This window comes from Pontibacter deserti, from assembly GCF_023630255.1.
Taxonomy (GTDB): Bacteria; Bacteroidota; Bacteroidia; order Cytophagales; family Hymenobacteraceae; genus Pontibacter; species Pontibacter deserti.
Window position 1 is genome coordinate 1944910 of the sequence record NZ_JALPRS010000001.1, and the last position, 26713, is coordinate 1971622.

Annotated in this window: 24 protein-coding genes; 10 read left to right on the plus strand and 14 right to left on the minus strand. The window is 44.7% G+C overall.

Going from position 1 to position 26713, the window contains the following annotated elements:
- Positions 1-151: 151 nt before the first annotated feature.
- The gene (locus MJ612_RS08420) at positions 152-580 is read left to right on the plus strand and encodes a lipocalin-like domain-containing protein (protein ID WP_187033056.1); all 429 of its coding nucleotides are present in this window, start codon (positions 152-154) and stop codon (positions 578-580) included.
- A 174-nt stretch (positions 581-754) separates the two neighbouring features.
- Positions 755-1171 (plus strand): lipocalin-like domain-containing protein, encoded by a 417-nt coding sequence (locus MJ612_RS08425; protein ID WP_187033057.1) that lies wholly within the window; start codon positions 755-757, stop codon positions 1169-1171.
- Positions 1172-1236: 65 nt separating this feature from the next.
- Here MJ612_RS08425 and MJ612_RS08430 read toward each other — a convergent pair whose 3' ends face one another.
- Entirely contained in the window at positions 1237-3636 is a 2400-nt protein-coding gene (locus tag MJ612_RS08430; protein WP_187033058.1) for an endonuclease MutS2, read from the minus strand.
- A 173-nt stretch (positions 3637-3809) separates the two neighbouring features.
- Here MJ612_RS08430 and MJ612_RS08435 point away from each other — a divergent pair, with 173 nt between their 5' ends.
- The 3 genes from MJ612_RS08435 (at position 3810) to MJ612_RS08445 (ending at position 6202) form a co-directional block, all read left to right on the plus strand.
- A complete protein-coding gene (locus MJ612_RS08435) occupies positions 3810-4268 on the plus strand; it encodes a YhcH/YjgK/YiaL family protein (RefSeq protein ID WP_187033059.1) in 459 nt (152 codons plus the stop codon).
- A 70-nt stretch (positions 4269-4338) separates the two neighbouring features.
- Positions 4339-5295, plus strand: coding sequence for a tetratricopeptide repeat protein (locus MJ612_RS08440; RefSeq protein ID WP_187033060.1), 957 nt, complete (start codon positions 4339-4341; stop codon positions 5293-5295).
- A 67-nt stretch (positions 5296-5362) separates the two neighbouring features.
- Entirely contained in the window at positions 5363-6202 is an 840-nt protein-coding gene (locus tag MJ612_RS08445; RefSeq protein WP_187033061.1) for a sulfurtransferase, read from the plus strand.
- Positions 6203-6228: 26 nt separating this feature from the next.
- Here MJ612_RS08445 and MJ612_RS08450 read toward each other — a convergent pair whose 3' ends face one another.
- A complete protein-coding gene (locus MJ612_RS08450) occupies positions 6229-6534 on the minus strand; it encodes a hypothetical protein (RefSeq protein WP_222619727.1) in 306 nt (101 codons plus the stop codon).
- Between the two features lie 11 nt (positions 6535-6545).
- A complete protein-coding gene (locus tag MJ612_RS08455; RefSeq protein WP_187033062.1) occupies positions 6546-7352 on the minus strand; it encodes a CPBP family intramembrane glutamic endopeptidase in 807 nt (268 codons plus the stop codon).
- A 201-nt stretch (positions 7353-7553) separates the two neighbouring features.
- Between MJ612_RS08455 and MJ612_RS08460 the strand changes: the two genes are divergently transcribed.
- A complete protein-coding gene (locus MJ612_RS08460; RefSeq protein ID WP_187033063.1) occupies positions 7554-8009 on the plus strand; it encodes a cupin domain-containing protein in 456 nt (151 codons plus the stop codon).
- 100 nt (positions 8010-8109) lie between these two features.
- Here the strand turns inward: MJ612_RS08460 and fabD are convergent, their stop codons facing one another.
- From fabD to MJ612_RS08475, 3 genes are all read right to left on the minus strand, one after another.
- The gene (fabD, locus tag MJ612_RS08465; protein WP_187033064.1) at positions 8110-8991 is read right to left on the minus strand and encodes an ACP S-malonyltransferase; all 882 of its coding nucleotides are present in this window, start codon (positions 8989-8991) and stop codon (positions 8110-8112) included.
- Between the two features lie 146 nt (positions 8992-9137).
- Entirely contained in the window at positions 9138-9560 is a 423-nt protein-coding gene (locus MJ612_RS08470; RefSeq protein WP_187033065.1) for a thiol-disulfide oxidoreductase DCC family protein, read from the minus strand.
- A complete protein-coding gene (locus tag MJ612_RS08475; protein WP_250419099.1) occupies positions 9560-12319 on the minus strand; it encodes a T9SS type B sorting domain-containing protein in 2760 nt (919 codons plus the stop codon). The genes MJ612_RS08470 and MJ612_RS08475 overlap by 1 nt, the downstream gene beginning before the upstream one ends.
- Before the next feature lie 222 nt (positions 12320-12541).
- Here MJ612_RS08475 and MJ612_RS08480 point away from each other — a divergent pair, with 222 nt between their 5' ends.
- The 4 genes from MJ612_RS08480 to MJ612_RS08495 all read left to right on the plus strand — a co-directional run bounded on the left by MJ612_RS08480 (position 12542) and on the right by MJ612_RS08495 (position 16705).
- Positions 12542-13213, plus strand: a complete 672-nt coding sequence (locus MJ612_RS08480; RefSeq protein WP_187033066.1) for a succinate dehydrogenase cytochrome b subunit — start codon at positions 12542-12544, stop codon at positions 13211-13213.
- A gap of 21 nt (positions 13214-13234) precedes the next feature.
- Positions 13235-15169 (plus strand): fumarate reductase/succinate dehydrogenase flavoprotein subunit, encoded by a 1935-nt coding sequence (locus MJ612_RS08485; RefSeq protein ID WP_187033067.1) that lies wholly within the window; start codon positions 13235-13237, stop codon positions 15167-15169.
- A gap of 110 nt (positions 15170-15279) precedes the next feature.
- Entirely contained in the window at positions 15280-16035 is a 756-nt protein-coding gene (locus MJ612_RS08490; protein WP_187033525.1) for a succinate dehydrogenase/fumarate reductase iron-sulfur subunit, read from the plus strand.
- 145 nt (positions 16036-16180) lie between these two features.
- The gene (locus tag MJ612_RS08495; RefSeq protein ID WP_187033068.1) at positions 16181-16705 is read left to right on the plus strand and encodes an NADPH-dependent FMN reductase; all 525 of its coding nucleotides are present in this window, start codon (positions 16181-16183) and stop codon (positions 16703-16705) included.
- Between the two features lie 90 nt (positions 16706-16795).
- Here MJ612_RS08495 and ftsZ read toward each other — a convergent pair whose 3' ends face one another.
- The 8 genes from ftsZ to mraY form a co-directional block, all read right to left on the minus strand.
- The gene (gene ftsZ, locus MJ612_RS08500; RefSeq protein ID WP_187033069.1) at positions 16796-18322 is read right to left on the minus strand and encodes a cell division protein FtsZ; all 1527 of its coding nucleotides are present in this window, start codon (positions 18320-18322) and stop codon (positions 16796-16798) included.
- A gap of 26 nt (positions 18323-18348) precedes the next feature.
- Positions 18349-19653, minus strand: coding sequence for a cell division protein FtsA (ftsA, locus tag MJ612_RS08505; RefSeq protein WP_187033070.1), 1305 nt, complete (start codon positions 19651-19653; stop codon positions 18349-18351).
- A gap of 11 nt (positions 19654-19664) precedes the next feature.
- Complete coding sequence (locus MJ612_RS08510; RefSeq protein WP_250419100.1) at positions 19665-20312, minus strand: cell division protein FtsQ/DivIB; 648 nt, start codon at positions 20310-20312, stop codon at positions 19665-19667.
- A 115-nt stretch (positions 20313-20427) separates the two neighbouring features.
- A complete protein-coding gene (gene murC, locus MJ612_RS08515; protein WP_187033072.1) occupies positions 20428-21822 on the minus strand; it encodes a UDP-N-acetylmuramate--L-alanine ligase in 1395 nt (464 codons plus the stop codon).
- Positions 21819-22931 carry an undecaprenyldiphospho-muramoylpentapeptide beta-N-acetylglucosaminyltransferase gene (gene murG, locus MJ612_RS08520; RefSeq protein ID WP_187033073.1) on the minus strand — a complete coding sequence of 371 codons (1113 nt, stop codon included), beginning with the start codon at positions 22929-22931 and terminating at the stop codon, positions 21819-21821. Before murG ends, murC begins: the two co-directional genes overlap by 4 nt.
- Positions 22924-24087, minus strand: a complete 1164-nt coding sequence (locus tag MJ612_RS08525; protein ID WP_187033074.1) for an FtsW/RodA/SpoVE family cell cycle protein — start codon at positions 24085-24087, stop codon at positions 22924-22926. Before MJ612_RS08525 ends, murG begins: the two co-directional genes overlap by 8 nt.
- Positions 24088-24112: 25 nt before the next feature.
- A complete protein-coding gene (gene murD, locus MJ612_RS08530; RefSeq protein WP_187033075.1) occupies positions 24113-25456 on the minus strand; it encodes a UDP-N-acetylmuramoyl-L-alanine--D-glutamate ligase in 1344 nt (447 codons plus the stop codon).
- Positions 25457-25468: 12 nt separating this feature from the next.
- On the minus strand, positions 25469-26689 hold the full coding sequence (mraY, locus tag MJ612_RS08535) for a phospho-N-acetylmuramoyl-pentapeptide-transferase (protein ID WP_187033076.1): 1221 nt from the start codon (positions 26687-26689) through the stop codon (positions 25469-25471).
- Positions 26690-26713 lie beyond the last annotated feature (24 nt).

Below are 26713 nucleotides of genomic sequence, written 5' to 3' on the forward strand. Positions count from 1 at the left end.
GCCCATTCTTTATTAGGTTAGTAAAAACATTTACCTTGTTTAATTTAAGCTCAGGTTAAGCAATCGGTTAACTGCTTCCTGTAGCTTTCGTATAACTCCAATCCGAAACTAACACGGACTATCTTCATTTAAAACTTAAATAAAATAGAACATGAAAAAACTACAGTTCCTTACTTACCTATTTGCTGCACTGCTAATGGTTACTACAGTTAGCTGCGATGAAGACGATGATGATACAACTCCAGATAAAGAGTCCCTTTTAACTGCTGGGGAATGGACTGGGGATAAAATTTATGTTCAGGGAGTTGACGCAACTGACGATTTTGCTGAACTTTTTGATTTTGATGTAAAGAATTCAACCATTAGTTTTAGTGCAGATGGTACATATACAGCAGATAGTGACTTTGGTTCAGATGAGGGAACCTGGGAATTCTCAGAAGATGAAACCCAGATTATTTTAGATGAAGGAACAGATGACGAGACAACCGTGGAAGTTAACAGACTCACTAGCTCCGAATTTTGGGCCGAGGGCGACTTAGCTGATATGGGTCAGGATGTTGAGATTCGATTTGTACGCTAACACATAACGTTTATAAAAAAGGCTCCTGTTAAAGGAGCCTTTTTTAATGCTATAAACTATAAACATAAGGTTTAGCAAATCAAAATTGCGTATTTTTAAGTACATACCATTATTAACACATAGCTATACCCCATTGCCATAATATTCTGCTTTGTTATACTTAAATTATATTTTATGAACAGATATCAATTACGTTACTTTCTGTTAGCCATTCTGTTTCCGCTATTTCTGGTAAGTTGTGGAGACGATGATGACGATGATGTTTCACCAAATATAGCACAGCTAACTGCTGGAGAATGGACAGGGGACGCCATAATAGTTGACGGGGAAGATATTACAGATGAGTTATTAGAAGAAGAAGAGCCTTTTGATTTCAGGCAGTATACATCTCAATTTGAAAGAGCTGGCACTTATAATGAAAGTTATCAGGGTAGAACAGTAGCAGAAGGAGATTGGGAATACCAAAATAATGATAGAATAATCGTGTTTGACGAAGGGACTAGTAGAGAATATTATGTTGTTATCGCGAAGTTAGATGACGATGAACTCTTTTATGTTCAGGATGGTGTAGAATACAGATTTGTAAGGTAATCCTACTGACAAAACCGTAAAAAAGGCTCCCTTACCGGGAGCCTTTTTTTATCTATATTTTATACTTACTTCAATACTGCCAGTGTAGCACCATCGCCGCCTCGTTCTTCAGCTTCGCTGCCCAGGCTGGCTACTTCCGGCACCGAGTAAAGGTAATCACGCACTACCTGACGCAGTATACCGTTGCCACGGCCATGTATGATCTTGATTTCCGGAATGCCCAGCATTATCGCCTCGTCGGTAAAGTTCATCACTTTATTAAGCGCATCTTCTGCATACTCTCCACGAATATCCAAGGTACTTCCAAAATCAGCCATGCGTTGGGTAATGTTCATGCCGCGGGTATAGCCTTCTTCGGCTTTGGCAGCTGCTTTCTTCTGCTTCGCGGCCTGCGCATCTACACGCTCCAGGTTATCAATCTTAACTATAGTCTTCAAGCCACCAAACATTACCTCGGCAGTCTTACCTTTTACACTTACGATCTGCCCTACCGAATCCTGGCCCACTAAGGCTACATTGTCTCCTTCTTTTAATGGGCCACCCGTTGTAAGGCGTTTATGTGCCGGGCGCGGCTCTTCTTTGCGCACCTGCTCGTTGGCAAATGTTTCGAGGTCGCGGCGTGCTTCCTTGGTCTTTTCCTTTTCGGCCTGGCTCTGCTTTATCTGCTGTATAGTTGCTTCTATTTTCTGGTTGGCATCCTTCAGCAACAGCTTCGCTTTGCCCTTGGCTTCACGCATCACGTCCTGCTTGCTCTCCTCCAGGAAGTTCTTCAGGTCGTTATACTCTTTTACATTGCGCTTCAACTTCTGCTCCAGTTTGGTAGCTTCGGCAAGTTTCTTCTCCAGTTCCTGCTTTTCAGTTTCCAGTTCTTCCAGCAGGCGGTCGTATCGGATCTTGTCTTTACCTACCAAGCTACTGGCTTTGTCAACTATAGCTTTTGGCAAACCAATTTTACGAGCAATTTCGATAGCAAAAGACGAACCTGGCTTACCAATCTCCAGTTGGTAAAGCGGCTGCAGGTGCTTATGGTCGTAGCGCATGGCACCGTTCACAATACCCGGCGTTTTCTCGGCAAAGTTTTTCAGGTTAGTATAGTGCGTGGTTATCACACCGTATACTTTACTGTTATTAAGCGTTTGTAACACAGCTTCGGCAATGGCACCACCCAGCACTGGCTCTGTACCTGTACCAAATTCGTCGATCAGCACTAAACTCTTGTTATCCGCCACCGTCACAAATTTCTTCATGTTGGTGAGGTGCGAACTATAAGTACTCAGGTCGTTTTCAATAGACTGCTCATCCCCGATGTCGATAAAGATGTCGTGGAAGATACCAGCCTCAGAGCCTTCTTCTACAGGTATCAGCATACCCGTTTGCAGCATATACTGCACCAGGCCTACTGTTTTTAAGCTCACCGATTTACCACCTGCGTTCGGACCAGAGATCAACAGGATACGCTGGTCACGGGTGAGTTCCAGGTCCATTGGCACAGTTGGCTTACCCAGCTGGCGGTGCGACAAGTATAGCAACGGATGAATGGCTTGTTTCCAACTGATGTGCGGGAACTTGTGCAGTTGTGGCATTGTGGCCTCTACCCTACGCGCAAATGCCGCCTTGGCACGGATAAAGTCCAGCAGACCCAGGTACTGGTATGCCTTGCGCAACTCCGGTATGTGGTGACGCAACGTATTGGTAAGGCCAGTTAAAATACGAATGAGCTCACGGTGATACGCATTCTCCAGATCCTTGATATCGTTGTTAAGTTCAAAGATAGATTCCGGCTCAATGTAAACCGTTTGCCCTGTATTCGACTCATCATGTATCAGACCTTTGATACGGCGTTTGTGCTCGGCAATAACAGGTATAACCAAACGGCCGCCACGTATCGTTGGCTCCACATCGCCGGGCGTCCAGCCTTCGTTTTTGGCGTGGCGGATAATGGAGCTGATCGTTTTGCGAAGTATAGCCTGCTGTGCGATCAGGTCGCGTTTCAGACGCTGTAGTTCCGGCGTGGCATCGTCGCGCACGGCTCCGGCATCGTCTACCACTTTATCTAACGCAGCAATCAGTGAGCGTTCTACCGTTACGTCGGCACCCAGAGCTTTCAAGGCTTCAAATTTCCCTTCTTCTGTACCCGAAATAAAGCGTTGCGAATCGCGGATGGTACGCAACGACATCTTGATCTCGAAGAACTGACTCACATCCAGGAATGTACCAGGAATGGCAGCCCGGTCAAGGTAGGCAGTTACGTCGAAGTAATGGCTCAGCGGAATCTCGGCTTCGGATTCCAGCAGTTGTTTAAATTCGTTTGTTTGTTGTAACAGTCGCTGTACCAGGTCGTGGCGGTTCAGAAACTGCATGCGGTTTACGAACTGGCGGCCCAGCGGACTTAAGCAAAGCTCAGCCAGCATTTCGCGCACTTGTGCAAACCCAATCTTTATTTCAAAATTTTCTGGATAGATCAATTGTTATCTCTTAATTTAAGGCAAATTTAGCATTTTATAACAAGTAAAACCTGTGGTTTAGTTCTGAGTCTCGAGTTATGAGTTACGAGTTTTTTCGCACACATAACTCGAGACTCAGAACTCAGAACTTTTAACTCGTTAACTCTTAAATTCCTACACTCTTAATTACAAATATGGTTCTCGATAAACTCACCAATGCCGACCGATACGTTTGTATGCACCCGCTTTTTGCACAGGCTTTTAAATTTTTACAGGAAACTGATCTGGCAACTATAGAAACCGGTGTTTTGGAGATTGAAGGCAGAAAGCTTTTCGCCATAGTTTCGGAAGCGGCCGGCGTAACCAAAGACAACTATAAACTGGAAGTGCACCGCAAGTATATTGATATTCAGTACGTGATTTCAGGTACCGACCACATGGGCTGGAAAGACCTGGCACTTTGCGATGAACCCAACGACCCTTACAACGAGGAACGCGAAGCCGCTTTCTTCCCGGACAGAACTGATAACTGGTTTGATGTGCCGGCAGGCTCTTTCACTATTTTTTACCCAGATGATGCACATGCAGCTATGGTAACCGGTGAGCACGTGGTAAGAAAAGTGGTGTTAAAGATTGCAGTAGAAAATAAATAAACTTTGTTCAAAGGGTAAAGAAAGGTATTCTTACTGTTATCCAGTAGTTGGTGGTATTGAAATGAATATATTGAAAAACATAGCATTCTACTCTTGCCTGATTTTGTTGCCCATAGTACAAGTTCTAAGAGCGCAGGACATAAGTGGCAGTAATTTGCTCCTCTTGTTACTATTGAGTGTCTTGTTCATATACTTCGCAGTACAGGCTGCTAAAGAGATCATTCATAGGAAAGTTAGTATCAGCAATGTTTCGATTTATACTTTACTGCTCCTATCAACTATCACGCTTTTTGCAAAGTACTTCGGAAGAACTTTCTGGGACTACCCTTCTTTTCTGATAATACCTTCCTTTATCATTTTCTTTATCTACTTTATAAGGAAGAAAGATGAGCCTGTCAAACTCAAAGCGGTAACATCAGTTTACATGTTGTTCATGGTCCCTTTATTTCTCCTTATCTATGGAGGGGCGTTAGGCGATCACGTCCCCAGTTGGTGGTATCAGCGTTACCAGGTAGGCGAATCAAGTGCTGTGGAATTGCCCTATAGTTTTGAATATGCTGAGGCTGAGAATCTGAGCGTACAGGGATTCGAACTCAGAAAGCAGGAGAAGTATGAAGAAGCAATTCTTGTTTACAAACATGCTTTACAGATAGAGCCAAAGAACCCAAGATTGTATTTTGATCTGTCTACGTGCTACGCCTACACTAACCAGTTGGGGAAAGCTGTATCTATGCTAAACACGGCCATCAAGTTAGATAGCGCTTTCGCACCTTTTTACAACAACAGAGGATTGTTGCATTACCAACTCTACCAGAACAAATTAGCTATCAGGGACTATAAAGCCGCTATTGCTTTAGATTCAACGGAAGGCACATATTATGCTAATCTCGCACTGGCACAAAATGATCAAGGGCTTATATCTGAGGCATGTGTGTCAGTCCAAAAGGCAACAGTCTTAGGTACAGACGTTGATAATTATGATCAGCTAAAGAAAATAATTAACAACTGCCACCAACAAAAACTATAGTGCATAAATGTACTATAATCAAGCGTTTACTCAACATTCTTAATTCACCACAATAAAACTATAGCCAATGGTCCCAATCATTAAACCGCAGGAGCTAACTGCCATTTACCCGGACAAAAACCTGGTATTGATAGATGCTCGAACCGGAAAAGATGCTTTGGCAAAGTATAAAGCTGAACACCTGGCTGGCGCACTATATGTCGACCTTGAAACAGATTTAGCTCAGAAAACAGCAGACCCAGCAGAAGGTGGCAGGCACCCTTTACCTCCTATTGCAGATTTTGCGACGCTACTCGGCAAGTTGGGCATTACTCCGGAGAGCCATGTAGTGGTTTACGACGATAAGAACGGGGCAAACGCAGCTGCGCGTTTTTGGTGGATGTTACGGGCTATAGGACATGAACGGGTGCAGGTACTGGATGGAGGCTACAATGCAGCAATTCAGGCTGACATTCCTACCAGTTCAGGTTCAGAAAAACCAGCTATACTTTCGGCTTACCCACACAGCAAATGGCTGCTGCCAACTGCAACTATCACTGAAGTGGAGCAATTAGCGCAGAATCCAGACTATTTAGTGATTGATGTACGGGAAGCGGCACGTTTTAAAGGCGAAACAGAACCTATCGATCTGGTTGCCGGGCACATACCGGGTGCGGTAAACATTCCGTTTAGTACAAACCTTACTGGTTCTGGTGCCTTACTTACTCCCGAAGAACTAAAAGCAAAGTATACTTCAGCACTTGGTAACCGAAACCCTGAAAACATTATTGTGCATTGCGGCTCCGGTGTTACTGCCTGCCATACCTTATTAGCCATGGATTATGCCGGCTTGGGAATACCTAAATTATACGTAGGCTCCTGGAGCGAATGGTCGAGAAGTGACCGCCCGATAGCCACTGGTGGTTGATAGTTGTCCTAAATAAAATTTACAGGTTATTTCAGAGAAGTAATACTTTCATCTACGAGAGCTGCTGCTCCGGCGTAATTTCCATCAGGGAAAAACTCTGCACTAATTTTAAGTATGGCAAACAGGTGGTTCTTCAGCGAAGTCTCTCTTATCGTGTCACCTTTCAGCGCGTCCTGTGCCAAATGTAGCGCCAGGTCAGCTAATAAAAGCCTGCGCTTTTCGGCCCACTGCGGTGTGTCTTTGTAAACAGCTTCTTCCGGGTAAAATGATTCTACTTTGGCGTGGGCGGTATCCACCAGTTTCAATATTTCTCTTCTGTTTTCCTGGTTCATAGTTTACACGATTAAGCAAATTGTGATGTAGCTATAGGCTGATTTTCAGGTATAGTTGCGTTGGTCTTCCTGTTTCGGAGCAGCAAGTATAAAACCGGGAACAGGTGCGCTGTAACCAGCAGGCTGATGTATTCATATTGCACTCCCTCGGTTACGTTCTCTACCTTCCATATCCCCTGCCCGTCAAAACCAGACATCATGCGATACATCACGTTACTACCCCAGTGTATGCCAATCGTCATCCAGATAGAGCCGGTCTTCAGCACCGTATAAGCCAGCGAAATGCCCAACACAGCTGAAAAAACCAGGTTCATCACATCTATTCCTTCGTTCCAGGAGTCGTCTAAAGCATAAAGCACTGTGGCAAGTAGTAGGTACCAGCGCAATAGGTTCTCTTTTTTACAGAAAGCAAAGCTGTATCCCCGGATCATCAGGTCATTAATAGCAGAGGCAAAGAACATCCCGAGCAGTGCCTGCGCAAGCATTGGGTAAATGTAGCTGGCCTTCATCATACCTGTTACTTCAAACTTACCCATACTATAAAACACCAGGTTTTTAAGGCTCCAGATGCCAAAGCCAAGTATAAAACCGATCAGCAGATTCCTGCCCCAGCCTTGGTGCAACTGCATCCCAAGCGATTGCAGCCCTTTAAGCCGGAGTACATACCTGCCCAGCAGAAAAGCCACTACAAAGAAACCGACCGCCCAGCCCAGCCAGGGCAACGGACTCAGTTGAAACAGTTTCGGGACCAAGTTGGCGTATAGGTTCAGAAGTATGAACCCGGATATCCAAAATATAAGGACAATCTTATTTTTCATAGTCTTACATGAGGTATCGGAGACCTGCAAAATACTATAACTTTTTCAACATAATCTATAAGCTTTCGTTATTATTTATATAGATTCTTTCTATGTATAAAATATCTGTCTATGGAAAGGGGAAATATAATTTGTGCGGCTGGCTTACTAATTTTAATGTTGCTGTTTGGTTGCGATGAGGCCAGGACAAGCGGGGCAACTATGGAAGCAAACATCGCCCAAACAAAGCAAGCTACTCCAACAGCAACGCAGCAAGGTGGAGATATGGGGAAAAAGCCCTGGGTGATTGACATAGAACAGGCAACGTTAAACAACCCGAACTACCGCCAGGTACAGTGGACAGGCGAACACTTGCAAATGGTGCTTATGTCGCTTAAGCCAGGTGAGGAAATAGATCTGGAGTTACATGGAGATGTGGACCAGTTTCTACGGATTGAGCAAGGCCAGGCGCAGGTACGCATGGGAAAGTCAAAAGATAAACTTAGCTTTGACAAAAAGGTGTCTGAGAACTGGGCAATACTTATCCCCTCCGGCCATTGGCATCATATAAAGAACATAGGCAAGGAGGAGCTCAAATTATACACCATCTATGCTCCTGCACAGCACCCGGCAGGCACGATACACAAGACATACAAAGAAGCTAAGGAACACGATTAACTATTTTGGCTGATCATAGGAAAGCATAAGTTATCAAAAGCAACGCCCTCTCTGGTTTAGCCAGAGAGGGCGTTTATACTTTGTATGTTCAGCTTAAGCCTTACTCTACTGAGCTAACTTCAGCTGTACGTTCGATCTTCTTAACCAAGCCTTGTAACACTTTGCCCGGACCACACTCGATAAAGTGCGTAGCACCATCGGCCACCATCTGCTGCACCGACTGTGTCCAGCGAACCGGCGCTGTTAATTGCTTTATCAGGTTTTCTTTGATCTCTGCCGGGTCGGTATGTAGTTTGGCATCCACGTTCTGGTAAACCGGGCATATACCTTTGCTAAATGTAGTTTCGTTGATAGCTTTTGCCAGTTCTTCTTCAGCCGGCTTCATCAGCGGCGAATGGAAAGCGCCACCTACCGGTAATGGCAAGGCACGCTTGGCACCGGCTTCTTTCATCTTTTCGCAGGCAATCTCGATACCTTTGTTTGATCCTGAAATTACCAATTGGCCCGGGCAGTTATAATTGGCTGCAACCACTACTTCGCCTTCTATAGATGCACAAACCTCTTCTACTTTCTCATCTTCCAGGCCAAGTATAGCTGCCATAGTTGATGGGTTTGCTTCGCAGGCAGCCTGCATGGCCAACGCTCTTTTAGAAACTAGTCTAAGGCCATCTTCAAAGCTCAGAACCTTACTCGCCACCAGTGCAGAGAACTCACCCAGCGAGTGACCGGCTACCATATCCGGAGCAAAATCTTTGGCAACTGCCGCCTGCGCTACCGAGTGAAGGAAAATAGCTGGTTGTGTTACTTTAGTTTGCTTCAGCTCTTCGTCGGTACCGTTAAACATGATCTCGGTGATATTGAATCCCAGTATCTCATTTGCCTTATCAAACAGTCTCTTTGCTTCTTCGTGCTGCTCGTACAGGTCCTTGCCCATACCTACAAATTGAGAACCCTGTCCCGGGAAAACGTATGCTTTCTTCATTCTTATTGTTAATTGATAATTGGCTGTTAGATGTTAGTATAGACACAAGATTTAAGACACAGACCACCAGACAAAGCTTAAATTAAATCAGATGACCTTGTTAAGCTTAAAATCAGAAGTCTATTATCTTTTGTCTATTTTCCTTTTTAACCTATAAACCGTGCCCGCTGCTCAGGTGCCGGAAGTATACAGGAATCCTGCCGGCCGGCAATTTTATAGCGGTGCTTAGCTACAAAGCTATACACTTTATCGCGGAAAGATACTGGAATAAACCTGAAATAGGAAAGTATAGAAAGCGGAAAGTTAAGATGACGGGCAATTTGGAGGGCTGCATCGGAGGCTGCGTATAGTTTACCATGTTCATAAAACAAAACTGCATCGGGCAAAGGATCAGGTACTTGATTTAGCGGCACTATCTGCTCTAATACTCCACTTTGCAGCGATGAGAAGTATAAATCCTGATGCTTGTTATACTTTAAAACCAATTGTACGCTGACCTGGCAAAAGCCACAGGAGCCATCATAAAACACGATGGATTTATCCTGCAGCTTTTCCCGGTCAGTTACCATTAACGTACAATCTCTACCCAGCCTTTATACTTCTTAAAGGTATTAGCCGGATCTATTGAGAAGAATTCTACCTGTGCTTCGTAGTAATAAATACCATCACTTAAGCGCTTGCCGTCAGTGTCAGTACCAGCCCAGTTTATACTTTTATCGTTGCCTTCATACACTCTTACGCCCCAACGGTTAAACACCGTAAACTTGATTGTCTTGATAAAGCGAGCTTTTTCATCAGGTCTGAACACTTCATTTTTATCATCACCATTCGGAGTAATGATATTTGGAAGCATAAAGAAGAAGCAGTTGTCTTTACATTGTTCGTTGCTGAAATCGCTCTCAGTACCATTTACATCCGTGGCAGTTACCTTGTAGCAACCAGCAAAAGATTCCAGACCGGTGTGCGTGAACGTAGTCTGAGGTGCCGGTACTTGTGCCAACGCTGCGTATTCTGTTTGTCCGGGTCCTCTAAAGTAAATGGTATAGAACGCGATATCAGGAGTACAGTCGCCGGTTAATTGCGGTACCCACGTCAGCACGTTCTGATAAGGCGGATCCGTCGGATTTGCCAAAAATTCATCGCAATTCAGTTGATCTATACTTAGCTCAGGAGGACATACCAGTTTTGGCAGCAGTGCACAAATTTGCTGGCTTCTGTTTTGCAACGGTTCTTTTATTTCTGATAACTGGTAGGTACCGTTTGCACGAACATAATAGCAGTAGGTTTTACCTCGTTCCAAAGGGGCAGCCTCCGTACCCACATCCGTAAAGGTACCACCGCTCGTTGAAGCCATTACATCTGCTATTTTAACGAAACCGCCGCTGGTACCTTCGCGTCTGAAAATTTCATGTTGCAGCACTTCATTTCGCCACGGCACATTATAAGTCCAGTTTAATACGATGTTTTTAGTTTCATTATCAGATGGTGTCACCGTCAGGAAAACACTTGAAGCCGAGGTACTATCGTGCAGAATATTTGGAGGCCCCGCTGATGTAGCAGACTCATAGAACTCCAGTTTATACCTGTAAGATTTCTCTAACGTATTCAGGTTTTTGTCAGTAAAGGTCGTATCAATAAGCCTGTTGAAGGTAGTTATTAAAGTATAGGCACCACCTGGCTGCTGACCTTCTTTACGGTATAAGCGATATTGGAAAGGTCCGGTCAGGTCATCTATCTCGCGGGGTTGTGTCCAGGCTACGAATATCTGGCCGGCTGTAGTGCTGGTACTTGTTACATCCACATTTGTCAGGTAAGGTATATCCTGATCAACCATGATACATACTTCACGGCTCGCTATACTTTTACCTCTGCCCGGCGATGGGAACTCAGCATAAATGATATAACAGTATTGAACACCTGCCTTTAAGTTCTGATTATCTGTAAAAGTTGTAGCCCATGTACCATTGGCAGCTTTACGCACTTCACCTATCCGCACATAACCTGTACTGGATGGCACACCGGTTTCGCAATCGTCAGGCACAAAGTTAGATGGCCCCTCGCGGCGGTAAATATACATTACCTCCGCATTCTGGCAAACATACCTGTCCCAGTTCAGCACTACGGCTTTATCCCCACTTTCAGCACGCAGATTTTGAGGAGGTGGCCCAACCACCCTGATGTTCCATGGTTGCAGGTCAGCTAACTTGATTGCACCCGTTTGCTTTACGTCTTCAGCTTTAAATATAACCTGGTAAGGTCGTTCACGCACATCCAGGCATTCTGTACCCCAGGTAAAACGGCCGGTGGCAAGGCCAGGTGTATTCGTAAGCTGACTAAAAGTTGCAGGAGGGATAATTCCACTTGTTGCAGTAAGTGTTATCAGGTCTTGGTCAGGGTCAGTTGCCCGTATTACCCCTGTTAAAGTTGTTCCCGCTATTACACAGGTATCAAGCGGTTCCAATACAGGAGGACGGTTTGGGGTTTCCTTTACCAGTATCTGCATATCACGCACTACTTCGCCTAATTTTACAGCGCCCCCGTTAGGTGCTACGCGCCATTCTTCTACTACAAAAGCTACGTTGTATTCGCCTTGTCTGCAGGGAGCATCCCAGACTAACTGACCGTCTTCCAGGTCTAGTGTAAATATTGCCGCCCCACTGCCCGTAGAAGTGTTACAACCAAATATACGGTTAGGTAAAGCATAGCCTGGTACTGGTACAATATTGCCAGCGGCATCTGTACGAAGAGGGACTCTTAATTTAAAGGCAAGGCTATCACCATCGCGGTCGAAGGCACCCGGGTTATGCACAAACTTCTCTCCTACTGCGGCCAGATCTATAGGTGCTACCGTTAGTACCGGCGTACTGTTAAACCCGCGTAGCGAGTTAATATTGATGGTGGTAGATATAAGAAAGGAATATTGATCAGTTGGAGGTGTCATGTTTAGGATACCGCCATTTCGGTTCACACCGTTCCAGGAAATAGTATAGGTACCATCTGCTCCGTAGGTATACTCCCAGGTAAATACTTCTTTATCTGTTTCGTTACCAATTGGAGTAACTGATTTTCGTGGTACTGTAATGGTGTTACCATCCCCCATCGAGATCTGCACCTGCGGGTCATCAGCCTGCGAAGCCTGATCCGTGTACATGATCATGGTAAAGAAAAACCGGCGGGGATTAGGGTTGGCAGTAGTATCACGTTTGGCTGTGATGTCTCCAGCTCTAATATGCGTAGCCTGTGCCTCAGTAAGTGAACCCAACAGCAGTATCAACACCCACAACAAACTACCCGGCAACAGGTACCTTAAGCGTAGACTTTTTGGCATATAGGTAGGGTTAGGCGGTAAACAAAGGTATAACTTTAACTTAAAATTTCATTTTTTATTGCTAACAAATGCAGGTATAGCAGGTTATTAAGGTAAGATTCTTTGTCCTACGCATTGCAATTTAGATTGATTCAAAATACGATATTAAAATTGTTTTATATAACACGCGCTAGTACCTTTGAGAATTAAAAAGCTTATAAACTTAACCTTTAACGAATACAGATGAATTGGTTTACTAAAACGTTTTCCAGTACAGTCGGACGCAAGATCATCATGTCGATCACGGGTCTTTTCCTCTGCTCTTTCCTGGTGGTTCACCTGATCGGTAACCTGCAGCTCTTTAAAGACGATGGAGGCCTTGCCTTTAATGTTTATTCAGAGTTTATGGGGCACAACCCGGTAATCCGCACTATGGAAATCGTGCTGCTACTGGGCTTTTTGTTCCACATTTACGATGCTTTGGTGCTTACCCGCCGCAACAAAAGTGCGCGCCCTGTAGGTTACGCAAACAATCATCCTGAAGAAAACAGTACCTGGTCATCCCGTAACATGGGTCTTCTGGGCACCGTGATCCTGGTGTTCCTGATCATTCACCTTTACAACTTCTTCTGGCGTGCCCGCTTCGGCGAACTTGCCCTTGACAGCGCAGGTGTACCAGATCTGTATATTGTAGTAAAGGAATCATTTCAGCAGTGGTGGTATGTTGCCTTATACGTAATATCTATGATTGCGCTTGCATACCACTTAATTCATGGTTTCCAGAGTGCTTTCCAGTCATTGGGCCTTACCCACAAGAAGTATACACCGTTCATTCAGCAGTTTGGTTACGCGTTCTCTATCATCGTGTGCCTTGGTTTTGCTGCTATGCCGCTATATTTCTTTTTCTTCGAATAATAACAAGATTCTATAGTTGATATGATATTAGATTCTAAAATCCCTGAAGGGCCGTTGGCCGATAAGTGGGAAAAGCATAAATTCAATGTAAAGCTGGTGAACCCGGCTAACAAGCGTAAATATGATGTTATTGTAGTAGGTACTGGTCTTGCCGGTGCTTCTGCTGCTGCAACCCTGGGCGAGCTTGGCTATAACGTTAAAGCATTCTGCTTCCAGGATTCTCCACGCCGTGCACACTCTATTGCGGCACAGGGTGGTATCAATGCTGCTAAAAACTATCAGAACGATGGTGACTCAGTTTTCCGTCTGTTCTACGATACTATAAAAGGTGGTGATTACCGTGCCCGTGAAGCTAACGTTTACCGTTTGGCTCAGGTATCTGTAGATATCATTGACCAATGCGTGGCACAGGGTGTTCCTTTTGCCCGTGAATATGGTGGCTTGCTTGCAAACCGCTCCTTTGGTGGTGCACAGGTTTCCCGTACGTTCTATGCCCGCGGTCAAACTGGTCAGCAGCTTCTTTTAGGTGCTTACTCAGCCCTTAACCGCCAGATTGCTTATGGTAAAGTAAAGATGTTCCCTAGAACTGAAATGCTTGACCTGGTAATGGTAGATGGCAAAGCACGTGGTATTGTGGTACGTAACCTGATCACAGGTAAGATCGAATCGCACAGTGCACATGCAGTAGTATTAGCAACAGGTGGTTACGGTAACGTATTCTTCCTTTCTACTAACGCAATGGGCTCAAATGCTACGGCAGCCTGGAGAGCACACAAAAAAGGCGCGTTGTTCGCTAACCCTTGCTTCACGCAGATCCACCCTACCTGTATTCCGGTTTCAGGCGATTACCAGTCTAAGCTGACGCTGATGTCTGAGTCGCTTCGTAACGATGGCCGCGTATGGGTACCTAAAACTGTAGAAATTGCCCAGAAATTAAGAAGAGGTGAAATCCGGGTATCTGATATTGCTGAACAGGATCGTGACTACTACCTGGAGCGTAAATACCCTGCTTTCGGTAACCTTGTACCACGTGACGTGGCATCACGTAACGCCAAATTGATGTGCGACGAAGGACGTGGTGTGGGTGCCTCTGGCCTTGCAGTATTCCTCGATTTTGCTGATGCTATCAAGCGTGACGGACAGCCTGCCATTGCTGCCAAGTATGGTAACTTGTTTGAGATGTATGCGAAGATCACAGATGAGAACCCATACGAAAGCCCGATGCGTATTTACCCGGCTGTGCACTATACTATGGGTGGCCTTTGGGTAGACTATAACCTGATGACCAACATCCCTGGTTTATATGCAACTGGTGAATGTAACTTCTCTGATCACGGTGCTAACCGTCTAGGTGCATCTGCGCTGATGCAAGGTCTGGCTGATGGTTACTTCGTTATACCTTACACTATCGGTGATTACCTGGCACAAACTCCTTATGACAGAGTAAGCACAGATCACCCTGCCTTTAAAGAGGCGGAGCAGGCAGTAATTGCTAAAAATCAGCAATTGCTTTCTATAAACGGTACCCGTACTGTAGATGACTTCCACAAAGCACTTGGTTTACTGATGTGGGATTACTGCGGTATGGCCCGTAACGCAGAAGGCCTGAAGTTTGCTAAACAGGAGATCCGTAAGCTGCGCGATGAGTTCTGGAGAGATGTTAAAGTAACTGGTGTAAACGAGGAGCTGAACATTACGCTTGAGAAAGCTAACCGTGTTGCCGACTTCCTGGAACTTGGTGAACTGATGGTAGAAGACGCGTTGCAAAGAAACGAATCTTGTGGTGGTCACTTCCGTGAAGAATACCAGACACCTGAGAACGAAGCTCTACGCGACGATGAGAACTATGCTTATGTAGCTGCCTGGGAGTTTACAGGTGTTGGCAATGAGCCGGTGCTGCATAAGGAAGACCTCAAGTTCGAGAACGTGAAGCTAACACAGCGTAGCTATAAATAATTGATAATGAATAATTATGAATGATCAATAACTATAAACTCATTCGTAATTCTTAATTCGTAATTCATAATTGAAATAAAATGGCTGGAAGTAATCCAAATGCTAAACCAATGGACCTGACACTAAAGGTTTGGCGCCAAAAAAATAAAGATGCGGCAGGTGCTATGGTAACATACCCTGTTAAAGGTATTTCCCCGGACATGTCATTCCTGGAGATGCTGGATGTACTTAATGAGGACCTGTTGCGCCGTGGTGATGATCCTATTGCTTTCGACCACGACTGTCGCGAAGGTATTTGTGGTATGTGTAGCTTGTTCATTAACGGTCGTGCGCATGGTCCTGAGCGTGGGACAACTACGTGCCAGCTGCACATGCGCCACTTTAAAGATGGCGACACTATTACCATTGAACCATGGAGAGCAGCTGCGTTCCCGGTACACAAAGACCTTGTTGTAGACCGTTCAGCTTTTGACCGTATTCAGCAGGCTGGAGGTTATGTATCGGTTAACACAGGTGGTGTACCTGATGCCAATTCTATTCCTATTCCAAAAACCATAGCTGATAAAGCATTTGATGCTGCAACCTGTATCCAATGCGGTGCTTGTGTAGCGGCCTGTAAAAATGCATCAGCAATGCTATTTGTTAGTGCAAAGGTATCTCAGCTTGCTTTGTTACCACAAGGTCAGGCAGAGCGTAAAACTCGTGTTGAGAACATGGTGGCTCAGATGGATGTAGAAGGATTTGGAGCATGTACAAACATCGGATCTTGCGCTGCAGAATGCCCAGTAGGTATCTCACTGGAGAACATTGCCATGTTGAGAAGAGAATATATTTCAGCTAAGGCTACTTCAGAAAACTTAGCTTAATATTAAACTAAATCACAAAAGAGGCGAAACAGCAATGTTTTCGCCTCTTTTGTTTTAAGGGCTTTACTGCTTATTATTGCCACTCCAATCACTTAAGTATAACTTTACTCTTATTTGGGGGTTAAATAAGTAAAAACACCACCGTATGATCACACTTATTTCAGGAACAAACAGACCTGAATCTAATAGTATAGCCATTGTAAAAATGTATGCTAAGCTCCTGCAGAAGCATGATATACCTTATCAGATATTAGACTTAGCTGAACTTCCTTCTGATTTTATTTCTACGGCCCTTTACGATAATACAGGAAAGAATGAGCAGTTCAACAAACTGGCAGACATGATTTCTAATTCAGATAAGTTTGTTTTTGTAGTACCAGAGTATAACTCATCCTACCCGGGCGTGCTAAAAGCCTTTATTGATGGTCTCTCCTATCCTAACACGTTTAAGAATAAAAAGGGAGCTTTAATAGGCTTATCTTCGGGCATGCAGGGCAGTGGGCTAGCACTTAGCCACTTATCTGATGTGCTGAACTACCTTGGAATGCATATAATGGCTATGCGCCTTAAATTAGCTCATATTGAAAAGAACTTCGATGGCACGCAATTGACTAACCAATTATACCAGGAGTTATTGGAGCAGCACGTAGAGCAGTTTCTGAAATTTTAAGTATAGCACCAGATACGAATAAGATACGTCTACCATAAAACAGAAAAGGCTACCGAAATCGGTAGCCTTTTCTGTTTTATGGTAGATCACTTAGTCAACGTTATCGTGTAGAAAACGGTTATCGCCAAGTATTTCGTTATCATCGTTCAGGTTGAAGCGGGAAATGTTACGCTCAGAAGAGTGTGCAACAGACTCCAATGCTACATTACGACGCAAGTAAGCAGGAACCTCTAACTTTTCTTTGATCGCTTCAGAAGTAATCTCAGAGCTTAGCCTGCGAAGGCGCTCACGGCGCTCTTCCTGCCTGCGCTGCATTAATTCACGCTCTTCCAGTTCACGTGCAGCACGGGTATCAACCTGTGGAGCATAGAAGGAATCCGCTACGTTTGAAGAACCCAGATCAAACACTATACGGTTTGGCTGTGGTTGCTCAACAGGTTTACGAGCTGCCTCATACTGTGGTGCTGGAGCAGGTGCAGGGATTGGAGCTGGTGCTGGTGCCTGAGCTACAGGAGCTGGCGCAACAACCTGCTTGGGTACAAAAGTAGTAACTTCTACTACCTCTGGCTTAGCCGGCTCTACAACTTCAATTTTTTTTTGGCTTTCCAGGTCAAATACTGTCTTCTTTGGCTCCATCAGGTTATCTGAACTGCTGGCAAAGCCTGTTGCAATTACAGTAACACGGATGCTCTGACCCAGGTCAGCATCGATACCATGACCAAAGATTACCTCAGCCTCCTGGCCAGCTTTATCCTGGATATATTCTGTGATCTCAGTCAGTTCGTCCATTTCAAGTTCTGCCTGCTCACCAGACATGATAGATAGAAGGATTTTCTGAGCACCGTGGATATCAGTGTTATTCAATAACGGAGATGAAAGAGCTTCTTCAGCTGCACGTAACGCACGGCCTTCGCCTTCTGTTATCGCAGAACCCATCACTGCGGCACCAGAATCTTTCATTACCGTTTTAACGTCTTCAAAGTCCACGTTTACTTCAGCTGTTACTGTAATAATCTCAGCTATAGATTTAGCAGCTGTAGTTAACACGTTATCAGCTTTTGCAAATGCTTCACGAATGGTCAGGTTACCGAACATCTCGCGCAACTTGTCGTTCAAGATAACCAGGATCGTGTCGCAATTCTCGCTTAGTTCTTTAACACCGTCTTCAGCAGCCTGCTTTTTCTTACGGCCTTCGAAGCCAAATGGGGCTGTAACTATACCTACAGTAAGTATACCAAGCTCTTTGGCAACTTTTGCGATAACCGGGGCAGCGCCAGTACCGGTACCACCACCCATACCAGCTGTAATAAATACCATTTTGGTATCATTGCTCAGCATTTCACGGATCTCTTCTTTACTTTCCAGAGCGGCTTGGCGGCCTTTCTCAGGGTTGGCACCAGCACCCAGACCTTCCGTCAGGTTTTGGCCAATGGCTAGTCTTGTAGGAACGCTGCTGCTTTTAAGGGCCTGCGCATCGGTATTACATATGATAAACTCAACATCTTTAATGCCCTGGTTATACATATGGTTCACAGCGTTGCTTCCACCGCCCCCGACACCAATCACCTTAATGATAGACTTACTGCTTGACGGTAAGTCGAAAGTGTACATGCTCATGCTAATTTCTCCTGCTCGGTTATGGGTTAATAACTTTGTTTGTTGTTGTCTATGTCATCTGATAAGAAGCCTTTGATCATGCTAATGATACCGCCTTCTTTATTGCCAGATTTCTGTGCTGGCTTTTGATATTCTTTTCTTTCTGGTACTTCAGTGATCTTTTCTGCTCCACGCTGATCCAGTGACTGGTAACCTGCAAGCACAAGGCCTACGCTTGTAGCATACATCGGGCTCTTAACAGCATCTACTTTAGATTTACCTAAGTGCTCGTTCGGGTAACCAATTCGGGTATCCATACCAGAGATATACTCTACTAACTGCACCAGATTCTGAAGCTGAGCACCGCCACCTGTAATTACAATACCTGCTGCCAGGCTGTTTGCGTAGCCACTACGAACGATCTCTGCATATACCAGCTCCACGATCTCTTCCATTCTTGCCTCGATAATATAAGCAAGATTTTTCAAAGATATCTCTTTAGGTGTACGGTCTCTTAAACCTGGTATCGAAACAATCTCATTTTCAGACGCTTCGTCTGCAATAGCTTTACCAAATTTAACTTTCAGCTGCTCAGCCTGGTTCTGCATTACCATGCAGCCCTGCTTAATATCAGAGGTGATGATGTTACCGCCGAAAGGTAGAACTGCTGTATGACGTATAATATTGTCTTTAAAGATAGCAACATCTGTTGTACCGCCACCAATATCAACCAAGGCTACACCAGCTTCTTTCTCTTCTTCACTCAGCACCGACATGCAAGATGCCAATGGCTCAAGTATAAGCTGATCGATCTCGAGGCCAGCACGGGCAATACATTTGTTTATGTTGCTGATAGCATTTGACTGAGCGGTTATGATATGGAAGTTACCTTCCAGACGCACCCCAGACATTCCTACCGGATCTACAATACCTTCTTCGTAATCAACTTTGTATTCCTGTGGCATTACATGGATGATCTCGCTGCCCGGAGGTGTAACCAAACGGTACATATCGTTGGTTAAGCGGTTTACATCTTCCACTGTAATCTCATTATCCGTAACGGCACGGGTAATGCTGCCATTGTGTTGCAAACTCTTGATATGCTGACCGGCAATCCCCACATTCACTACACCAATGTTGATATCTGCCTGCGCTTCGGCCTGACTTACAGCTTTTCTAATAGCTTCTACCGTCTTGTCGATGTTGCTGACCATACCACGTACCACTCCCTCAGAAGCTGCTTTTCCCATACCCAGGATCTCCAGCTTACCATACTCGTTTCTCCGACCTACCAGTGCGCAAACTTTGGTTGTTCCGATGTCCAAGCCTACTACTATTTTGTCGTTCTGCATATCTGTATATCTTATTCGCAAATTATCTGATCTTCGTACTCTACATTCACTCTTTTATATTTGTCCCAACCCATTACAGGCAGCACTTCCTTATAAAAGATCATCAGCTTCTTAAATTTCTGCTCCGGGTTAAATGGCTTTCCAAACTCTATGGTATGGTCGCCAACCTGCGGCAGAAAAGAAACTTTACCCTTGCCATCTATATGCATTTGGGCTAATTGGGCCTTCCAGAACTCGTCGTTCTCAATGAACTGTAGTAATGAAAGGTAAGCTTGGCCGGTCGAATCCTGAAAAAACTCCTGGTTCAGGGGTTTTAAAAGAGCCGACTTTGTAATAGGGATTACACGAGCGGTGTATCGGTCTGAAAGGGGCAGGATGTGCCCTTCTACATCGATGTATACATCTTGATCTGGTCGTATAATTCTTGCTATAGGCCTGTTTTGTTTAACATTTACTTTGATATTGCCATCGAGTCCCCGGTATACTTCTGCATCTTCCACAAATTTATGTGCTTCAATGCGTTTTTCAAGGTTCTTCAGGTCAATGTTTTTATTGGAAATGCCTTCTAATTTTCGCTCGCCATCTCGGGTTAGCAGGTCTTTTATTTCTTTATCCCCAATAAAGTAATTATTGTATTCATTATCAATATTTATTGACACTTTTTTACAAGTTTTTTCATTTTGCTTAGATGCGGCAAAACCTGCAAGTGTGCCAATTGTAATGATACTACAACCTGCAAAAATTAAAGATTTTATTTTACTATTCAAGCCCATGCTACACTTTTTCTAAAATATTTTTGATAGGCTTTACCAATGTATCAATATCCCCTGCTCCTATAGTTGCCAACACTTCAAAATCAATGTTTAGAGCTAATTTATCCACAATTTCGGCCTTTGTTATCAACGATTTTACAGGGCAGGTTATCCGCTCCAGAAGCATCTCAGAAGTTACTCCAGGTATAGGTTTTTCGCGGGCCGGGTATATGTCCAGCAACACTACTTCATCCGCCTTGCTTAGGCTCTCTGCAAACTCATTTGCGAAGTCGCGGGTGCGGGTATAAAGGTGCGGCTGAAATATCACTTTAATTCGCTTGTTTGGGTACAGGGCACGCACCGAAGACATGAAAGCATCAATCTCTTTCGGATGGTGTGCATAGTCGTCGATGTATACTACACCTTTGCCTTCATATACAAATTCGAAACGTCGTTTTACTCCATTATAAGTTTCCACTCCGCCACGAATCTGCTCTTCAGGCACTTGCAGAATTTGCGCTACAAGTATAGCTGCCAGTACGTTCTCGGCATTATGAAAACCAGGTACTCCAAGGCTAAGTGAGCCTATGTTACCAAATGTACTTTCAACATCAAATTTAAACCAGCGACCATCTATAGTAAGCCCCTGAATATGAGCATCTCCGGCATCTAAACTATAGTTTATGATGCGAACACCAGGCTGAATCTGGGCTGTTAAACGTGGATCTGTATTCTTATTCAGTAACAAAAAGCCTCTTGGTTTTATCTGGCTTATGAACCTCTGAAAGGTGCGTATCAGTTCCTCGCTGTCACCATAAATATCTAAATGGTCTGGGTCTGCGGAAGTTACGATTGCAATATCCGGAAACAGGGTCAGGAAAGAACGGTCATATTCATCAGCTTCTACCACTACCATCTCCTTTTCGCACTCCCCTTTACTGATGAGCAGGTTAGAATTAATGTTAGTAGCGATACCACCTAAAAAAGCGGAAGCATCTACCCCGGCATGGTGCAGCAAATGTGTGACCATAGACGAAGTAGTTGTTTTACCATGCGTACCAGCCACTGCAATTGTAAACGCATTGGCTGTAATGATGCCCAACACTTCAGAACGTTTCTTTATAGTATAACCCTGTTCTTTCAGGTAAGCCCATTCAGTGTGCTCGGCAGGTATGGCCGGAGTAAGTATCACCAGCGTATTTTCTTTATCCCGAATAATTTCCTGCGGAAGATTTGCTACATCATCATCGTAATGCACTTTTATACCTTCCTGCTCCAGCGCCTGGGTGAGCGGAGTACTGGTTTTATCATAACCCCACACCGGAAAACCTTTGGCATGAAACCATCTGGCAATGGCGCTCATACCAATACCACCAATGCCTAAAAAGTAGATATACTTGTAGTCTTCCAGTCTCACTTTATCAGTTTTACAAGTTCGTTTACAATATCGGCTGCCGCGTTAGGGCGCGCCATTGTTTTTATGTTTTCAGAGAGTTGTTTTTGCTCCTGCTCGTTTTGTGCCAGTTGTAAGGTTGCCTGCACTAACTTTTGCGACGCTTCTGCATCCCGTACAAGTATAGCTGCATGCTGCTGCACCAGAGCCATTGCATTTTTTGTTTGATGGTCTTCTGCTACATTTGGCGATGGCACAAGTATAGCTGGTTTGGCAGCCAGGCACAGTTCCGAGATTGATAGCGCACCAGCTCTTGACACCACTATATCTGCTGCTGCATAAGCCAGGTCCATGCGCTTGATGAAGTCAAACACGCGTACCCCCTGATCTGTATAGTTTTTCTCAAGCCCTTTTGCTTCAGCATAAAAGCCTTTACCCGTCTGCCAGATGAGCTGGTAGCCAGCATCTGTGATTTGTTTTAAACCTGCTGCTATACTTTGATTTATAGTTCTGGCTCCCAGGCTACCACCTATCACCAGTATGGTTTTCTTCTCTGAAGTTAGCCCGAAATGCAACAGTGCTTCCTTTCTTTTGGCTGATACATCCAGGATATCCTGGCGAACCGGGTTACCAGTAAGTACAAGTTTATCTGCCGGGAAGAAACTACCCATGTTTTCGTAAGCCACGCACACCTTGTTCACACGCTTTGCCAGTAGCTTATTGGTGATACCGGCATAAGAGTTTTGCTCCTGTATAAGCGAAGGAATACCTTGTGCAGTAGCTGCATACAGCAACGGACCACTGGCATAACCACCCACGCCAACTACAGCATCGGGTTTAAAGTCTTTTATGATCTTGTGCGACTTGCGTATACTTGATAACACTTTCAGCGGAAATGAGAGGTTATCCATTGTAAGCCTACGCTGTAACCCGCTGATCCAGAGCCCTATAATTTTGTAACCTGCTTCCGGCACGCGTGTCATCTCCATACGGCCCTGGGCTCCCACAAACAGGATCTCCGACTCAGGGTTAATAGCTTTAATCTGGTTGGCAATAGCTACCGCCGGGTAAATATGCCCACCTGTGCCACCTCCGCTGATGATGATGCGATATGGTCTTTGTATATTAGGCATTTACAGGAATTTTAGCATTTATATCTTTCGCTCCAACTGCTGCGCGGGTCACTTCACTATCGGTGCGGCTTACACTAAGTATAATACCCAACGATATACCTGTAAAGATCAGAGAGGTACCACCCATACTTAAAAGCGGTAAGGGCAAACCTGTGATCGGGCCTAGCCCGACTGCTACCCCCATGTTTATCATACCCTGTATCACAAGGCTAAAACTTAACCCCGCAGAAAGAAGTCCGCCAAAGGCACCCGTACTGTTCACAACCGTAACCATCCCTCTGTAAAGCAAAGCCAGGTATAAGAATAAAACAGCGGCACCTCCCCATAAACCATATTCTTCAATAATAATGGCAAAAATAAAATCTGAGTACGGGTGCGGCAGTATATCACGTTGGTCGCTATTACCCGGCCCTTTGCCTACCACGCCACCTGTTGCTATGGCAATGTAAGACTGCTCTAACTGGAAAGGAGTTTCTGATTCATCCAAAAAAGCTTCAACACGACTAACAGCTGTACCAAGTCGCTGACCAGCTGCCAGTGCCCCACTACCCACTACCAATACAATTACAAAAACGGTCATCAGGTATCTGAAAGGTACACGCCCAATAAACATGAGCAACATACAGGTAGCAAATAACAACACCGCCGTGGAAGTATTGGTAAGTGCAATCAGACCGCAGATAGCCACTGTCCAGAGCAGCATCGGCACCAAGGTTTTTCGCCAGTCTTTTACCTGCAGCTGTACTTTTGCCAGCATACTTGCCAGGTAAGAGATCAGGGCCAGCTTAGCTAAATCTGAAGGCTGAAAAGTCTGGTTAATAACTGGGATAGTGATCCAACGGGAGGCATCGTTAATATTAGATCCCCAGAAAAAAGCAAACAGAAGCAACGGCACCGAAAGCACCAGCGCAACCAAGGATAATCTGGAGTAATAGCGATAATTGATTTTATGTGCAGCCCACATAAATGCCAGACCTACTAAGATCAGGGATGAATGCTTTAGCAGGAAGTACTCCGTATTGCCTTCATGAGATTTGTAAGCAAGCGTACCTGTGGCAGAATATACCACTGCCACGCTTATCAGCGAGAACATCAGGACAATTCCCCACAACACGGGATCTCCCTGCAGGTTTTTCTGTAACCACTGCTTTACCATAACCTTTGGCTAAAAATTGTTATGCCTATCTCTTTAAAACTATTTTCTCTACTGCTTCTTTAAAGCGTTCTCCACGGTGCTCGTAGTTGTTGAACAGGTCGAAACTTGCACAGGCCGGTGACAACAGCACTACATCACCAGGCACCGCCAGTAATTTTGCCATGCGCACCGCATATTCAATCGAATCTGTTTCGGCAATAATTGGCACAACCTTGTTAAATGATCGCTCCAGTTTTTTGTTATCCTTGCCCAGGCAGATCAGCACTTTCACTTTTTCGCGAGCCAACGGCTCCAGCGTGGTATAGTCATTACCTTTATCTACCCCACCCGCAATCCAGATGATCGGTTGTTTTATACCTTCCAGTGCATACCACACTGCTTCCACGTTGGTTGCTTTCGAGTCGTTGATGTAGCTTACATCTTTGGCCACACCTACCAGTTGCAATCTGTGATCTGCGTTCTGGAATGTCTCCAGCGATCTGGCTATACTTTCTTCGGACACCTGCAGCAATTTTGCTACCGCCACAGCGGCCATGGTATTGTATTGGTTGTGCTTTCCAATAAGACTGGATTTGGAGGCATCTATACTTGCTTCAGAAGTATTAATACCCAGCTTTATAGTTGAGCCGTCGTATTTTATTTTGGCACCTTCCGCACCCTCCAGCGAGAAAGGAATTGTTGTCCCTGCAAAAGCTGCTGCATCAAAAGCCTTCCGGATATTCTGGTCATCTGCATTGTAAATGAAGTAGTCGCTGCCGGTCATGTTCTGGGCTACACGTAATTTTGACGCTGCGTATTTTTCCATGCTATAACCGTAGCGGTCCAGGTGATCTGGTGTAATATTCAGTAAAACCGCAATGTTGGCTTTGAACTGGTACATGTTATCCAGTTGGAAACTACTCAGCTCCAGCACATAGTAATCGTGCTTATCGTCGATCACTTTTTCTGCCAGGCTCTCGCCTATGTTGCCTGCCAGGCCTACATTCAAGCCAGCACTCTTCAGCAGGTGATAAGTAAGCAAGGTTGTAGTGGTTTTGCCGTTAGTACCTGTTATGCAGATAAACTTGGCATCAGTATACCTGCCGGCAAACTCTATTTCTGAAATTACCGGTATCTGTCTTTTGGCTGCTTCTTGTATAATTGCAGCTTTATCAGGAATGCCAGGACTTTTAATGATTTCGTTAGCATCTAAAATTCTATCAAGGGTGTGTGTTCCTTCTTCGAATGGGATAGCAGCTGTCGCCAGCTTGGCTTTATACTGATCTTTGATCTGCCCCATGTCCGACACAAAAACATCAAGCCCTTTGGCCTGTGCCAGTAATGCGGCTCCAACGCCACTTTCTCCCGCTCCAAGTATAGCTATCTTCATTGTTTTGTTGTCTTAGCGAAGTTTAAGAGTTGCCAGTGTTAAAATGGCCAGCATGATACCTACAATCCAGAAACGGCCAACGATCTTAGACTCATGGTAACCCAGCTTCTGATAGTGGTGGTGCAATGGTGACATTTTAAAAATGCGGCGTCCTTCGCCATACTTCTTTTTTGTGTACTTAAAGTAACTTACCTGCAGCATCACCGATAAATTTTCGATCAGGAAAATGCCGCAAAGTATAGGTATAAGTAGTTCTTTTCTAACGATAAGGGCCAGCACTGCAATGATACCACCAATAGATAAGCTACCTGTATCGCCCATAAAAACCTGCGCCGGATAGGTATTATACCACAGGAAACCAACACATGCCCCTACAAAAGCCAGACAGAAAATAGTAAGCTCACCTGAGTTCGGAATGAACATGATATCCAGGTAATCAGCAAAAATGGTGTTACCGGAAACCCATGCAAAAATAGCCAGCGTCAGACCAATAATTGCCGAAGTACCAGCTGCCAGACCATCAATACCATCGGTTATATTAGCGCCATTTGATACAGCTGTTATCACCAGGATAACGAAGGGAATGTACAGGTAGCAAGACCAGCCCTGGAACAACGGACCAGCAAATGAGAACAGGTTACAGTAGTCTAATTCGTTATTTTTGCGGAACGGGATGGTCGTGATCATGCTGTGCACATCCATGTACTTTTTAGATGCGTTTACAGCTGAAGTTCCACCATCTGAAAAGATATACTGACGCACTACCACGTCATCGTTAAAGTATAAGGTAAGGCCAACTATAAGCCCAAGCCCGATCTGTCCCAGAATTTTGAAGCGACCTGCCAGCCCCTCCTTGTTCTTTCTGAATACCTTGATATAATCATCGAGGAAACCTATGATACCTAACCAAACTGTAGATACCAGCATCAGGATGATATAGATATTGTCCAGTCTTGCAAATAGGAGTGTAGGTACAAGTATAGCTAACAGAATGATAAGGCCACCCATTGTTGGTGTACCCTTTTTCTCCATCTGTCCCTCCAGGCCCAGATCGCGGATACTTTCACCCACCTGCTTGCGCTGTAATACTCTGATTAGTTTACCGCCAAAAATCATCGCGATCAGCAGCGACACCAGTACGGCCATACCAGCACGGAAGGAAATGTACTGGAACACGCCGGCTCCAAACAAATCATATTCCCGATCCAGGTAAGTAAAAAGGTAGTATAGCATTTAAATTTATTCGTTACTCTTGGC

Bases quoted from the DNA above. Each gene is read 5' to 3' on its own strand.
- MJ612_RS08425 (WP_187033057.1), top strand. From the start codon at position 755: ATGAACAGATATCAATTACGTTACTTTCTGTTAGCCATTCTGTTTCCG.
- ftsZ (WP_187033069.1), bottom strand. From the start codon at position 18,322: ATGAGCATGTACACTTTCGACTTACCGTCAAGCAGTAAGTCTATCATT.
- MJ612_RS08475 (WP_250419099.1), bottom strand. From the start codon at position 12,319: ATGCCAAAAAGTCTACGCTTAAGGTACCTGTTGCCGGGTAGTTTGTTG.
- fabD (WP_187033064.1), bottom strand. From the start codon at position 8,991: ATGAAGAAAGCATACGTTTTCCCGGGACAGGGTTCTCAATTTGTAGGT.
- ftsA (WP_187033070.1), bottom strand. From the start codon at position 19,653: ATGCAGAACGACAAAATAGTAGTAGGCTTGGACATCGGAACAACCAAA.
- MJ612_RS08495 (WP_187033068.1), top strand. From the start codon at position 16,181: ATGATCACACTTATTTCAGGAACAAACAGACCTGAATCTAATAGTATA.
- murD (WP_187033075.1), bottom strand. From the start codon at position 25,456: ATGAAGATAGCTATACTTGGAGCGGGAGAAAGTGGCGTTGGAGCCGCA.
- MJ612_RS08525 (WP_187033074.1), bottom strand. From the start codon at position 24,087: ATGGTAAAGCAGTGGTTACAGAAAAACCTGCAGGGAGATCCCGTGTTG.
- MJ612_RS08435 (WP_187033059.1), top strand. From the start codon at position 3,810: ATGGTTCTCGATAAACTCACCAATGCCGACCGATACGTTTGTATGCAC.
- MJ612_RS08455 (WP_187033062.1), bottom strand. From the start codon at position 7,352: ATGAAAAATAAGATTGTCCTTATATTTTGGATATCCGGGTTCATACTT.
- mraY (WP_187033076.1), bottom strand. From the start codon at position 26,689: ATGCTATACTACCTTTTTACTTACCTGGATCGGGAATATGATTTGTTT.
- MJ612_RS08420 (WP_187033056.1), top strand. From the start codon at position 152: ATGAAAAAACTACAGTTCCTTACTTACCTATTTGCTGCACTGCTAATG.
- murG (WP_187033073.1), bottom strand. From the start codon at position 22,931: ATGCCTAATATACAAAGACCATATCGCATCATCATCAGCGGAGGTGGC.
- MJ612_RS08490 (WP_187033525.1), top strand. From the start codon at position 15,280: ATGGACCTGACACTAAAGGTTTGGCGCCAAAAAAATAAAGATGCGGCA.
- MJ612_RS08480 (WP_187033066.1), top strand. From the start codon at position 12,542: ATGAATTGGTTTACTAAAACGTTTTCCAGTACAGTCGGACGCAAGATC.
- MJ612_RS08445 (WP_187033061.1), top strand. From the start codon at position 5,363: ATGGTCCCAATCATTAAACCGCAGGAGCTAACTGCCATTTACCCGGAC.
- MJ612_RS08485 (WP_187033067.1), top strand. From the start codon at position 13,235: ATGATATTAGATTCTAAAATCCCTGAAGGGCCGTTGGCCGATAAGTGG.
- MJ612_RS08470 (WP_187033065.1), bottom strand. From the start codon at position 9,560: ATGGTAACTGACCGGGAAAAGCTGCAGGATAAATCCATCGTGTTTTAT.
- MJ612_RS08460 (WP_187033063.1), top strand. From the start codon at position 7,554: ATGGAAGCAAACATCGCCCAAACAAAGCAAGCTACTCCAACAGCAACG.
- MJ612_RS08450 (WP_222619727.1), bottom strand. From the start codon at position 6,534: ATGAACCAGGAAAACAGAAGAGAAATATTGAAACTGGTGGATACCGCC.